Source organism: Streptomyces sp. NPDC003456 (genome assembly GCF_042878735.1).
GTDB lineage: Bacteria > Actinomycetota > Actinomycetes > Streptomycetales > Streptomycetaceae > Streptomyces.
In genome coordinates this window covers 39,961-52,730 of the sequence record NZ_JBIAOK010000009.1, presented here as the reverse complement: position 1 = coordinate 52,730, position 12,770 = coordinate 39,961, and the positions used below count along the sequence as shown (strand labels likewise).

The following is a 12,770-nucleotide window of genomic DNA, read 5'->3' as shown; positions in this document are numbered from 1 at the left end:
CACCGGCGAGGCTGCGGGAGCGGCGGGGCGGCCGGGGCCCGCACTCCCCACGCGGTGCGGGCACCGGCCGCTCAGGCCGCCCAGGGCCAGTCGGCGTCCCGGGCGGCCTCGATCAGCGGGACCATGCCGAACGCGGCGTCCGACAGGCCCCCGAAGGTGTGGCGGTTCGCCGCGCCCGACGGGCCGTGGCCCGCCGGGTGTCCGGCCAGGTTCCAGGTGTAGAGCGGCACGTCGGCCGGCACCTGTTCGGCCGGGCCGCCGCGGTGGTGGTGCGTGTACTGCTCGTCGGTGACGATCAGCACCCGGTCGTGCCCGTCGTAGTACCGGCGCACCGCTTCGGTCGTGTCCGTCCCGCCGAGGCTGTGGAAGCGGTCGAGGACCTTCAGCACCGACTCGCCCGTGCGGAACGGCACGCGGTCGCTGGTGGAGCCGAACTCGACCAGGTCCGCGCGCTCGGCCCGCAGCGCGACGGCCGTGCCGAACACCGCGGCCGCGTCCGCCCAGGTGAGCGCCGAGCGGTCGGTCAGCCGCGACCAGAACATCGAACCCGAGCGGTCCACGAGCACCAGCGTCCGGCCGGGCAGCGCCGGCACGTTGGCCAGCGAGTGGCCGAGCGCCCGCTCCAGGGCGTACGACCAGCGCAGGGAGGGCGCGTGCTGGTGGGCGGCGAGGTAGCGGAAGGGGAACTGCCGCGAGCGGGCGACCTCCGCCGGGTCGCTGATCCGTGCGCAGACCCGCTCGGCGACCTCGTCGCAGACACCGGCCTCGTCGAAGTTGCGCAGGTTGCGCAGCAGTGCCATCGGCCCCATGGACGGGATGACGGCCTCCCAGGCGGCCTTGTCCATCGGCCCCTGCAGCCAGCCCGCCAGCGCCTCCCAGGTCATGCCGGCCTCGGCGAGCCGCTCGGCCGCGTCCTCGGCGGTCACGACCGCGCGCCGCTGCGCCACGGGCAGGGCCGTCAGCGCGCGGTGCGCGGTGAGGACCGGCTCGGAGGCGGGCGGCACGGCGGTGTCCGGGTGGTGCCGGCGGTCGAGGGCGTGGCGGAACAGCTCGCCCTGCCACGGCTTGTCCGGATCCGGAGCCGCGTGCACGAGGTTGAGGATGTCCCCGAAGCGGTAGCCCCTGGAGGCGGTGTCGTACTTCAGCAGCGCCTTGCCGTGGTAGAGGCGGCGTACGGCGTCGGCGACGCCGCGCTTGACCGGCTTGGGCACGCTGCGGCCGTACGTCGTGGTCCAGTAGGCGAGCAGTTCACCGGGCTCGTCGGGCCGCCGCAGCACGGAGTCGACGACCTGCCGGTTGGACGGGCCGCCGGTCGCCCCGGCGTCCAGGCGGGCCTTGACGTACTCGGCGGCGCCCACGACGGAGGCGGTGCGGAGGTTGCCCGCGCCGCGCAGCCAGCCGAGCAGTCCGGCCGTCCACTGCGGGTCGGTGACGGCCAGTTCGCGCACGAGCCGGCGGAACCGGTCGTCGCGGTCGGCACCGGTCTCGTAGAAGCTCCGCTGGGAGACGAGGTGGGACACGGCGAGCAGGAACAGCTCCGAGCGCGGGTCGCGCTCGGCGCCCCGGCCGCCCTCGTAGGTGCGCAGCACGCGTCCCGTGGAGGTGACCCGCGAGGCGGGACGGGCCCGCGCCGCCTTGCCATTGAATCGTGCCATGGTGAATTCCCCCGAATTCTTCTCGTGTTCGAGGGAGTCGCGGCAGAAAGGGGGTGGGTGCCCGAGGACAGAAGTCGGCGACGGACTTTTCAGGCGCTCTGCCATTTGAGCTACGGCGACCCGAAGTCGCCGACGGGACTCGAACCCGCAACCGCCCGATCCCAGGAAGTAGCCGTTGCCTGCGCACCGGGCACCCACCGTGCCGCGCCTCCCGAGATCAAGTCGGCGGCGGCGTCGGATTCTTCGGAAGAGAAGGAGCCGCTGCCATCGCACCGGGAGGTGCGTGACGTCGTGATCTCACTGTAGGAGGCGCGCGGCGGCGGCTGCGAACGAATTTAGCGCTTCTTCTGCCGCTTCCAGGGACCGGTGATGGCGAGCAGGATGCCGGGCGTCTGGATGCTCGCGAAAAGGGTCCGGCCGTCGGGCGAGAAGGTGACTCCGGCGAACTCGCTGTACTCCGGCTCCTCCTCGGTGCCGAGGTTCAGCTCGTTGCGGGCGATCGGGTAGGTGCGTCCGCTGTCGGTGGCTCCGAACAGGTGCTGCACGCCCTCGCCGTCCTCGGCGATGACGAGACCGCCGTACGGGGAGACGGTGATGTTGTCGGGGCCGTCGAGCGCGCCGTCCGCGGACGGGTCGGGGTTCACACCGAGCAGGACCTTCAGCGTCAGGGTGCGGCGCTTGGGGTCGTAGAACCAGACCTGGCCGTCGTGCCGGACGGGGCTCTCGTCACGGGCGTAGGAGGAGACGATGTAGGCACCGCCGTCGCCCCACCACATGCCCTCCAGCTTGCGGGCGCGGGTGACGTCGCGGTCGCCGAACTGCTTGCGCACGGGGGTGGTGCGGGCGTCGCGGTCGGGGACGTCCACCCAGTCGACGCCGTAGACCGTGCCGATGCGCGTGGCGCGGGACAGGTCGTCGACGAACCTGCCGCCGGAGTCGAAGCACTTGGGCGCCTGCAGGACGCCGGCGTCGTCGGCGAGCGTGCGGAAGGTGCCGGGGCCGTAGGCGAAGCCCTTCGGCGGGGTCCAGCGGAAGAACAGGCCGTTGGGGCCGGAGGCGTCCTCGGTGAGGTAGGCGTGGCCGCGCTTGGGGTCGATGACGACGGCCTCGTGGTCGTAGCGGCCGAAGAACTTCAGCGGCTTGGGGTCGCGGTTGGCGCGGCGGTCGCTCGGGTCGACCTCGAAGACGTAGCCGTGGTCCTTGGTCATGCCGTTGACGCCGGCCTTGTCGGAGTTCTCCTCGCAGGTGAGCCAGGTGCCCCAGGGGGTGCGGCCGCCGGCGCAGTTGGTGGAGGTGCCGGCGATGCCCACCCACTCCGCGACGCGTCCGTCGGGGCGCACCTCCACGACGGTGCAGCCGCCGGCCGCGGCCGGGTCGTAGACCAGGCCCTCGGTGAGGGGCACGGGGTGCGCCCACTTGGCGCGCGGGCCCTTCAGCTCGTGGTTGTTGACGAGCAGGGTGGTGCCGCGGGGTCCGGCGAAGGCGGCGGTGCCGTCGTGGTTGGAGGGGGTGAACTCGCCCGACTCCAGCTTGGTCTTGCCGCTGTGGGTGAGGACGCGGTACGTGAAGCCGGCGGGCAGGGCGAGGATCCCCCGGGGGTCGGGGACGAGCGGCCCGTAGCCGACGCCGTGCCGGACGTCCGCGGCGCCCTCGGCACCCTCGGCGCTGTCGGAGTCGTAGGACGCGAGGGCGTTCGGGGCGGTGGCGAGGGCCCCGACACTGCCCGCCAGGGCGACACCGGCACCGGTGATCGCGGTGTTCCTGGCGAAGTCCCTACGGGTGAGCGGCATGGAGTCTCCTGAGACGGTGAGGGTGCCGTGGGAGGTGGCGGACCTCGTTCGGCCATACCGTCCCGCTCAGCCGTGAACGCGAGTTGAACTCCGCCCGAAGGGGCGCGGGGCACTGTGCGACCAGCCACAGCACCGCCGCACCCGGACCGCGGTCTCAGCCGCCCTGCTGCGACCGCGCCTTGAACGCGGCCTTGCGTGCTTCCTTCGCGACCTTCTTGTCGGGGTGCAGCCGCCCCATCGCCTCCAGCACGTCGGCGGTCGCCGGGTGCTCGACCCGCCACACGGCGGAGAAGAACCCGCTGTGCTGCTGGGCCAGCCCGGCCACCAGGGCCCGCAGTTCCTCGGAGTTGCCCTCGGCGGCGAGCTGCGCGGCGACCGTGTCGATGGTCAGCCAGAACACCATCGCCTCGGAGGGCGCGGGCACGTCGGCCGCGCCCTGCTCGGTCAGCCAGACACGGGCGAGCCCGCCCAGCTCGGCGTCGTCGAGCACCTCGCGCAGGGCGGGTTCGGCGGAGGGTCCCACCAGCGACAGGGCCTGCTGGCAGCGCAGCCGCCGCAGCGGCGCCCCGGCGTCGGAACCCCGCGCCGCCGCCAGCAACTCCCGCGCCGCGTCCAGCGGTTCGCGCCGCTGGAGCCACTGCTCGGTCTCGGCCTGCGCGGCCCCGGGCGGGTAGGCGGCGGTGCCGTCGAGCAGCGCGTCGGCCCCCTTGTCGGCGAGGCCGCCGACGGCGGGCGCGTCGAACCCGGCCTCCAGCAGCCGGGCGCGCATCCCGTAGAGCCCGAGCGGGGTGAGCCGGACCATGCCGTAGCGGGAGACGTCGGTGTCGTCGACGGGCGCGGCGGGCTCCTCGTCGGCGTCGGCCATCAGCGCCTCGTCGACCGGCTGGTACGCGACGAAGCCGACCGGCTCCAGCATCCGGAACTGGTCGTCCAGCCGCATCATCGCGTCCGACACCTGCTCCAGGACGTCGTCGGTGGGCTCGCCCATGTCGCTCGGCACGATCACCGAGGCGGCCAGCGCGGGGAGGGGCACGGGGGCGCCCGGGGTGTCCTCGCCGGCGGTCAGCAGGTAGAGGTTGCCGAGGACGCCGTCGAGGAACTCGGCCTCGGCCTCCGGGTCCCAGTCCAGGGCGGAGAGGTCGATCTCGCCGCCCTCGTCGAGGAGTCCGTCCAGGTCGGGCACGCTCGCGTCGGCGAGCACGGTCTCCAGGGCGGCCAGCCAGACGGCCAGGACGTCCTGCGGGGAACCGCCGGTGAGCAGCGCGAGGTCCTCGCCCGCCGTGACGGTCCCCTCCTCCTCGTCGACGACCTCGACGAGACCGGCGTCCACGGCGACCCGCCAGGCCTCGCTCGCGTCGGCCGCGGCGTCGTCGCCGCTCAGCCCGAGCGCCTCGGCGGCGGCGGGAAGCTGCTCGTCGACGAGACCGCCCCCCGCGTCGACGCGGGTGTCCGGCCCGGCCCAGCGGGCGAGCCGGGCGGCCCGGGACAGCAACGGTGTGGACAGCGCGTCGCGCGCCAGCTCCGCTTCGCTGTGCAGCCGCACGGGCGGCAGGGGGGAGCTGTCTGACATCGGCTGGTTCTCCTAGCGCGCCTCAGGTGACTCAACCGCTCAGCCTAGACGGATTTCCACCCATGCCGCCCACTTCATCTCCCCGACAGCCTCCGTACATGGCCGAAACCTTGACAAGTGACATGAACAGGCTGGAGATTGACGCGCGTAGAAGTCGGCGGACACTTGTTCACCGGACCGACCCCACCCCGTCCACGCCTCCCGCCACCGTCTACGCGCGTCACCGCCCCCGCCCCACCGGGAGCGGCCAGCAGTCGTCCCACTCGTTCGCCCTCGTCCCGGCGCCCTGTCACGTCCCCGGAGGGAATCCCGTTGCCGAGCAAGTCGTCCGCGCGCCTCGCCGCGCTCACCGTCGCCGCCGCCTGTTCCGCGGCATCCACGATCGTCCTCACCACCCCCGCGCACGCGGAGTCGGTCCGCATCCACGACATCCAGGGCAGCACCCGGACGTCCCCCTACGCGGGCAAGCAGGTCACCGACGTGGCCGGAATCGTCACCGGCGTCCGGACCTACGGCTCTTCGCGGGGCTTCTGGATCCAGGACCCGGACCCGGACGCCGACGCGGCCACCAGTGAGGGCGTCTTCGTCTTCACCAGCTCCACCCCCAAGGGTGTCGCCGTGGGCGACTCCGTGACGGTGAGCGGCACGGTCACGGAGTTCGTCCCGGGCGGCGCGAACTCCGGCAACCAGTCCGTCACGCAGATCACCAAGCCGACGACCACCGTCGTCTCCGGCGGCAACGCCCTCCCCGCCGCGACGGCGATCACCTCGGACTCGGTCCCGGCGGCCTACGCCCCGGCCGGTGACGCGGCCGCCGGAGGTTCGGTCAACGCCCTTCCGCTGCAGCCCGGCACGTACGCCCTGGACCACTACGAGGCGCTGGAGGGCATGACCGTCCGGGTCACCGACACCCGGGTGGTCGGCGCCACCGACCCGTACACCGAGCTGTGGGTGACGGTGAAGCCGCAGGAGAACCCCAGCCGCCACGGCGGCACGGTCTACGGCTCCTACGAGGACCAGAACACCGGCCGTCTGCAGATCCAGTCGCTCGGCACGCCCGCCGCCTTCCCCAAGGCGAACGTGGGCGACACCCTCGCGGGCAGCACGGCCGGCCCCCTGGACTACAACCAGTTCGGCGGCTACACCCTCGTCGCGAGCGAGCTCGGCACGCTGGAGAGCGCGGGTCTGGAGCGCGAGACGACCCGCAAGCAGCGGTCCGGCGAACTCGCGGTCGCCACCTACAACGTCGAGAACCTCGACCCGTCCGACGACACGTTCGCCGCGCACGCCGCCGCGATCGTGAACAACCTCCGGTCGCCCGACATCGTGTCCCTGGAGGAGATCCAGGACAACAACGGCGCGACGAACGACGGCACGGTCGCCGCCGACCAGACCCTGAAGAAGCTGATCGACGCGATCGCCGCGGCGGGCGGCCCGGCGTACGACTGGCGCGCGATCGACCCGGCCGACGGCACCGACGGCGGCGAGCCGGGCGGCAACATCCGCCAGGCGTTCCTGTTCAACCCGGAGCGGGTCTCCTTCGCGGACCGCGCGGGCGGTGACGCCACGACGGCCACCGGCGTGACGAAGATCCGCGGCAAGGCGCACCTGACGCTGAGTCCGGGCCGGGTCGCGCCGGCCGACGCGGCGTGGAAGAACAGCCGCAAGCCGCTGGCGGGCGAGTTCGTCTTCCGCGGCCGCACGGTCTTCGTGATCGCCAACCACTTCAACTCCAAGGGCGGCGACCAGGGCTTCACCTCCCAGTACCAGCCCCCCGCGCGCAGCTCCGAGACCCAGCGCCACCAGCAGGCCACGGTGGTGAACGCCTTCGTCAAGGACATCCTCGACACCCAGAAGAACGCGGACGTCATCACGCTGGGCGACATCAACGACTTCGAGTTCTCGAAGACCGCGCAGCTCCTGGAGGGCCGCGGCGAGCTCTGGTCGGCGATCAAGTCGCTGCCGCGCAGCGAGCGTTACTCGTACGTCTACCAGGGCAACAGCCAGGTCCTGGACCAGATCCTGGTCAGCCCGTCGATCCGCCGCGGCTGCGACCTGGAGTACGACAGCGTGCACATCAACGCGGAGTTCCACGACCAGATCAGCGACCACGACCCGCAGATCCTGCGGTTCCGCCCGTGACACCGCGCGTGGGGCCGGCCGCGCCGGCCCCACGCCCCTCACCCGGGCACCAGCCCCAGCGCGTGCGTGTAGCGGCTGCCGACGACACGCGCCACGCCGTCGTGGGTCCGCACCCGTTCCCAGGTGTCGGTGGACGGCGCGGCCAGGGCCCGGTCGTAGGCCGCGGCGCTCTCCCACTCGGCGTAGTTCAGCACGTGCCCGCCGTCCGTGCTCAGGTGGAAGTGGGCGGACACCAGTCCGGCGTGGCCCTCGGCGTCGTCCTCCAGGGCCTTCAGCACCAGGTCGACCCACTCCTCGCGGCGTCCGGCGGCCGCGAAGTCGATGCGCACGGTGACGATCAGGCCCGGGACCCGCGCCTCCCCCGCCGCTCGCTCCCGGCTGCGGTACCGGCGGTACCGCCTCAGCTCCACCCGTTCGATCCCCGGCACCGCCGTGTCGATCTCGTCGACGCGCTCCTGCCGGTGCGTCTTGACGAACGCCTCGTAGTCCTGCTCGCTGCTCCACCGGGAGTGGTGCAGCAGCGTCGACCCGTCGAGCCCGGTGTACACGTGGTAGCCCAGCAGCCCGTTCGCGGGCCAGGGCCGCCGTTCCCAGGTGCGTGCGACGGCCTCCACCGTCAGCCGCTGCCGCTCGGGCGTGCCGACCCGCCAGGTGCTGAAGAAGGGGGCACCGACGCGGGGGTCGGTGAGGTCGGGGTGCTCTCGGGTTCGCATGGACCACTCCAGTCGTAGCGCCGCTCGGTGTGCACCCCTCACCCTGCGACCTCGACCGTGCTTGAGGTCAAGGACACCGGAAGCCGCCTGCCACCGCGTGCGCGTACGCGTCGACGCCCGTGGCGGATCGGGGCGGAGCACGCGCACCCGCACCCGCTCCGCGGCGGACGCGCCGCCCGCCCACGATCCGCTCGGCCGACCGGCCCCGTCGTCAGTGGTGGCCGTGGACGTGCCTCCAGCGCAGCACCCCGACCGCGACCACTCCGGCGGCCGCCCCGGCCACCAGCACCGGCCGCGGATGGCGTACCCCCGCCTGCACCAGCGTCCGCACCGGGCCCGGCCCGGCGTGTGCCGCGCGTTCCTGCACCGCGTGCCCCGCCTGCGCCGCGCTGCTGCGCAACTGCACCGACATCGCCCCGGCCTTGTCCCGCAGGTCGGCGGCCCGGGCGAGGGCCCGCCCCTTCACATCGGCCTTGCCGGCCAACTCCTCCACCGTGTTGCCGAGTTCACCGCGCGTCTGCTCGATCTGCCGCCGCAGTTCGTCGGGCCCCTTGGCCCCGCCCGTCGGCTTGGTCATCGGTGCGCCCTTTCCTTGATCTCCTCCACGTCGGCCTTGACGCTGCCGATCGCCCTCTCGGGCGTCGGTGGCGCGGCCTGCCGCAGCTGCCCCCGCCCGAGGGCGGCCAGCACACCCGCGATCACGAACAGCACCCCGGTGACGATCAGCGCCGCCGCCCACACGGGCAGCACCAGGGAGAGCGCGGCGACCCCCGTACCGGCCAGCGCGATGAACCCGGCGTACGCGACGGCCCCGGCCGCGCCCAGCAGCCCGCCGCCGCGCCCCGCCCGGCGGCCTTTCTCGGCCAACTCCTCCTTGGCGAGCGCCACTTCCTGCCGTACGAGCCGGGAGGCCTGCTCGGCGGCCTGGTTGACGAGTTCACCCACGGAGCGGTGCCCGTCGCTCACGACTCGATGATCCATGGTCCCGGTCACGCTTCCGCCTCCTCTCGAACGCCTCTCGGAGCAGCAAGCCGAGTACCCGGCCGCCCGGTCCGCTACCCCTGCGGTCCGGCGCCTTCACCCCGTCCGCCGACCCGGGCGGGCCGTACGCGCCACCCGGCTCTCACCTCGCAGCAGCACTGAAGAGTATCCGGTAGAAGATTTAAGTGGAGCTACACAATGAAGGGGACGACACTACTGCCATGACGTCACCTTTCGGCCGCGCGCTCTGCGCGATGATCACCCCCTTCACCGAGTCCGGGACCCTCGATCTCGACGGCGCCCAGCGGCTCGCCGCCCATCTGGTCGCGGGCGGGTGCGACGGCCTCGTCCTGTCCGGCACGACGGGTGAGTCCCCGACCACCACGGACGCCGAGAAGTCGGCCCTGATCACCGCCGTGCGCGAGGCCGTCGGGGACCGGGCGGCGATCGTCGCGGGCGTCGGCACGTCCGACACGCGCCACACCGCGGAGCTGGCGGGAGAGGCGGAGAAGGCGGGGGCGGACGGCCTGCTGGTGGTCGCGCCCTACTACAGCCGCCCCCCGCAGGACGCGATCGAGGCGCACTTCCGCGAGATCGCCGACGTGGCGGGGCTCCCGCTCATGCTCTACGACATCCCCGCGCGCACCGGCGTCCGCATCGAGGCCGAGACGCTCCTGCGCCTTTCCGCGCACCCCCGCATCACCGCGGTCAAGGACTGCTCGGGCGACTTCCTCGCCGCGCAGAAGGTGCTGTCCCGCACGGACCTGGCCTACTACGCGGGCTGCGACGAGCACAACCTCGCCCTGTACGCCGTGGGCGGCGCCGGTTACGTCAGTACGGTCGCGAACGTGGTCCCGGACCGTCTGCGGGCCGTGCTGGACGCCTTCGACGCCGGCGACACCGCGCGGGCGGCCCGCCTGCAGCAGCGTGCCACCCCGCTCATCGAGGCGATGATGGCAGCCGGCCTGCCGGGCACCGTCACCACCAAGTCCCTGCTGAACGCCCTGTCCCTGCCGGCGGGCCCGGTCCGCCCTCCCCTGTGCGCCGCGGACCCGGACACGGCCGCCGATCTCGCCGCGCTGCACGCGGAGCTGCGCGCGGCCTGAACCGGCCGACGGCCGACGGGGACGGCCCGTGCCGCCGGTGTGCGCGGCACGGGCCGTTCCCGTCGGCAGTGCCGCCGGCTCAGTTCCAGGCGTACCCGTCACCGAACAGCAGCGTGTGCTCCAGGACGTCCTCCGCCGGATCGTCGATCTGGCCGACCTCGACGTTGAGCAGGCCGATCCGGTGCCCGTTGCGCGAACCGGTGTTGGTCTCGTCGGCGTGCGCGCCGCCCACCGGCACCCAGCACACCGCCAGTGCCGCGACGGCCACCGCCAGACGGCGCGCCACGGCCCGCCCCCGCTCGTTCCTCATGTCCCGGTCCTCGTTTCGTCGTTTCGGCTGCTGATCGGAGACTGCCTCCACCCGTTCATCTGCCGAAACCACCGCGAGGTCACGCCGGGTCATCCGTACGGGAAGGCCCGGGCCGGCCGGAGACCGCCCCGGGCCGCCCGGGGCGTCAGTTGTGGCTGAACTGAGCGCAGTCAACACGGGGCGAAGCGCTGCCCGACGGCAGTGACGGCAGCGCTGACGGCAACGACGGCGGACGGCAGCATCACTCAGCGGCCCAGCACGGTGCCAACGTAAGCCGATCGGGTGCATCTACCAGGGCATGCCCGCATCTTCTAAGCGCTTGGCCGCAGGTTCGAGTCCTGACTCTCGGTCGCGTCGGCCGCAGGAATGCCCTGGTCGCTCTTGGAGAGCAGCTCGGTGAGCTTCTTCCGAGCCTCCTCCCAGGTATGGCCGGAGACCCGTCGGCGCGTTGAGTACTGCAGTCGTGTCACGTCGGCCGGTCCGCCCCGATAAGACACGGACGCCTCACCGCAACGCCGAGCACCCTTCCGGGTCGTGCCGCCCTTGGGGCGTGGAAGGGCGTTCGGTGCCGACCAACGACACAAGCCCCGACATGCCCGTACACGCGCTATTCCCTCGCGCACCCAGGCCGCCTATCCTCGCGATCACGCAACCTGGGGGGGTGGCATGGCTGCAGAGGCGACGAGCTGGCAGAAGGAGCAGGTAAGTCGTGCGTACGTGCATGCCTTAGCCACGCAAGGCGGGTACACGCTCTGTGACTGGAATGTGGACAAAGACGGCGTAGACGTCACTCTCCGCTCACGAGGCCTTATGGTCGACATTCAGCTCAAGTGCACCCAGAGCCCGCGCACTGTGCGGAGCGGCTACAGCTTTGACCTGGACATCGAGACCTACGACAAGTTGCGTGACCCGGAGCGCTCAGCACCTGGGCACTTGGCCCTACTCATCGTTCCGCCCGACATAGGGCGGTGGGTCACCCATCAGTCCGACTCGATAGTCCTTGCCTGCCACGGCTACTGGGCCTCTCTCCATGGCATGGGACATGCTGCCGGCAGCTCCACCACCGCAATTCACCTTCCTGAGCACCAGGAGCTCACCGTGAAGGCCATGGGCACCATGTTCGATGCGGCGCGACGCATGACCAACAGCGCTGGTCTGGGGTTGAACTGACATGGTGGACAACGGCCCAGACTTTGGCCCCGGAGAGATCCGCAGCTACTTGAAGGTCACCGGGTGGGCTCCCGTATCGGGCGGAGACGTCGCCGAGCTGTGGAGCCTCCCCGGGCCGGCGGATGAAGTCGTCCTAGTCCCAATGAAGCCCGGCGCACCAGACTTCGCTAAGCGGACACGGATCCTCCTCCAAGACTTGGCAAGGGTCGAGTCCGAGGAGGTTCAGACCGTCCACGACGCCATTGCCACCGTTTACCACGACGTCACTGATCTCAGAGCGTCTCACCCATCACTGAGCGACGGGTCCATCCCGCTTGAATCCGGCTACGAGCTCTTTGTCTCTGCCAAGCGCCTTCGTGTCGCTTCCGCTGCAGCAACCATCCGGCGTCAAGGACATTTCCGGAACTTCCCGACCCGGGCGCGTGACCAAGCGCGAGAAGTCCGTCTAGGCCAAACCCGCCGCGGCTCCTACATCGTGCCTATTATCAGCCAGGCGCGGTCTCAAGAGGATGTATATTCACCACGTCAAGACCACATCGACGTGCAGGTAGAAGAGACTCTCTTCGACCGCCGAGTAACTGCCACCATGTCCCGTGCACTAGGCGTACTAGAGGACATGGCAGGCGCCGAGCGTGAACCGACCCGGAGTGAAATCAACGACTCCATCGGCGAGGGAGTTTCCTACGAACTGTGCCAGGCTCTAACCAGGGTTGTGAATACCGAGTCCGTAAGCGCAATTGACGTATCTTTCAACTGGTCTCGCGTCGCCGCCCCACCGCCTGGCACTCCGGCACGGGTTGAATTCAACGGCGATGCGATCAATATCGTCGACCGCGTGTCGGAGCAGCTCAAGACCAAGGTTTACACGAGTGAGCATGTGATCTACGGCGTGGTCACCGATCTCAGCCGCCACCCTGAGGACGACACTGGTCGCGTCGGAGTGAAAACGCTCATTCAGCGCCGGAGCCGCACTGTATGGATGAATCTAGCTGACGGCGACTACCACACGGCCGTGCGCTGCCACGACGCAGGAATTCCCGTTCGCGTGCGCGGGACATTGACGAGTCCTCCTGGGGGCCAGGCTCGAATGAATGTGGCTGGCTTCGGCCCTGATCCATCTTTGGGAGCGGACGACTAGGCACGGGCCGTCCTCGGGCCGTGGAAGGGCGCTCAACGTTGACCAACGTCAACAACTACCGACAGCTCAGCAGAGCCACAACTGATCACCCACGGCCGTGACCTGCGGTGCTGAACGTCACGGATGCCGGGAGATGGCTACGGCGAGTGGCGCCAGCGAGCAGGCGCATCAGCCGAGCCGGCACGCTGCATGATC

Annotated in this window: 11 protein-coding genes; 4 read left to right on the top strand and 7 right to left on the bottom strand. The window is 71.3% G+C overall.

Annotated features, from left to right (window positions below; translation table 11 throughout):
• Positions 1-71 precede the first annotated feature (71 nt).
• The 3 genes from ACFYWG_RS31795 to ACFYWG_RS31785 form a co-directional block, all read right to left on the bottom strand.
• Positions 72-1,655 carry a TROVE domain-containing protein gene (locus ACFYWG_RS31795; protein WP_389204365.1) on the bottom strand — a complete coding sequence of 528 codons (1,584 nt, stop codon included), beginning with the start codon at positions 1,653-1,655 and terminating at the stop codon, positions 72-74.
• A 335-nt stretch (positions 1,656-1,990) separates the two neighbouring features.
• Entirely contained in the window at positions 1,991-3,445 is a 1,455-nt protein-coding gene (locus ACFYWG_RS31790) for an alkaline phosphatase PhoX (protein WP_389204364.1), read from the bottom strand.
• Between the two features lie 154 nt (positions 3,446-3,599).
• Positions 3,600-5,015, bottom strand: a complete 1,416-nt coding sequence (locus ACFYWG_RS31785) for a hypothetical protein (RefSeq protein ID WP_385419406.1) — start codon at positions 5,013-5,015, stop codon at positions 3,600-3,602.
• Positions 5,016-5,327: 312 nt separating this feature from the next.
• On the opposite strand from ACFYWG_RS31785, the gene ACFYWG_RS31780 reads away from it, so the two are divergent.
• Entirely contained in the window at positions 5,328-7,157 is a 1,830-nt protein-coding gene (locus ACFYWG_RS31780; protein ID WP_383504083.1) for an endonuclease/exonuclease/phosphatase family protein, read from the top strand.
• A 38-nt stretch (positions 7,158-7,195) separates the two neighbouring features.
• On the opposite strand, the gene ACFYWG_RS31775 is transcribed toward ACFYWG_RS31780, so the two are convergent.
• From ACFYWG_RS31775 to ACFYWG_RS31765, 3 genes are all read right to left on the bottom strand, one after another.
• Positions 7,196-7,870, bottom strand: coding sequence for an antibiotic biosynthesis monooxygenase (locus tag ACFYWG_RS31775; protein WP_389204363.1), 675 nt, complete (start codon positions 7,868-7,870; stop codon positions 7,196-7,198).
• Positions 7,871-8,081: 211 nt separating this feature from the next.
• Positions 8,082-8,447 (bottom strand): DUF3618 domain-containing protein, encoded by a 366-nt coding sequence (locus ACFYWG_RS31770; protein WP_376326032.1) that lies wholly within the window; start codon positions 8,445-8,447, stop codon positions 8,082-8,084.
• Positions 8,444-8,863, bottom strand: a complete 420-nt coding sequence (locus tag ACFYWG_RS31765; protein ID WP_376326033.1) for a phage holin family protein — start codon at positions 8,861-8,863, stop codon at positions 8,444-8,446. The genes ACFYWG_RS31770 and ACFYWG_RS31765 overlap by 4 nt, the downstream gene beginning before the upstream one ends.
• A gap of 209 nt (positions 8,864-9,072) precedes the next feature.
• On the opposite strand from ACFYWG_RS31765, the gene dapA reads away from it, so the two are divergent.
• Positions 9,073-9,957 carry a 4-hydroxy-tetrahydrodipicolinate synthase gene (dapA, locus tag ACFYWG_RS31760; RefSeq protein ID WP_389204362.1) on the top strand — a complete coding sequence of 295 codons (885 nt, stop codon included), beginning with the start codon at positions 9,073-9,075 and terminating at the stop codon, positions 9,955-9,957.
• A gap of 79 nt (positions 9,958-10,036) precedes the next feature.
• On the opposite strand, the gene ACFYWG_RS31755 is transcribed toward dapA, so the two are convergent.
• Positions 10,037-10,267, bottom strand: a complete 231-nt coding sequence (locus ACFYWG_RS31755; protein WP_383686511.1) for a hypothetical protein — start codon at positions 10,265-10,267, stop codon at positions 10,037-10,039.
• 666 nt (positions 10,268-10,933) lie between these two features.
• On the opposite strand from ACFYWG_RS31755, the gene ACFYWG_RS31750 reads away from it, so the two are divergent.
• Together ACFYWG_RS31750 and ACFYWG_RS31745 are read left to right on the top strand one after the other, a co-directional pair.
• Entirely contained in the window at positions 10,934-11,437 is a 504-nt protein-coding gene (locus ACFYWG_RS31750; protein WP_190898855.1) for a DUF4365 domain-containing protein, read from the top strand.
• Between the two features lies 1 nt (position 11,438).
• Complete coding sequence (locus ACFYWG_RS31745) at positions 11,439-12,575, top strand: hypothetical protein (RefSeq protein ID WP_389204361.1); 1,137 nt, start codon at positions 11,439-11,441, stop codon at positions 12,573-12,575.
• Positions 12,576-12,770: the final 195 nt, after the last annotated feature.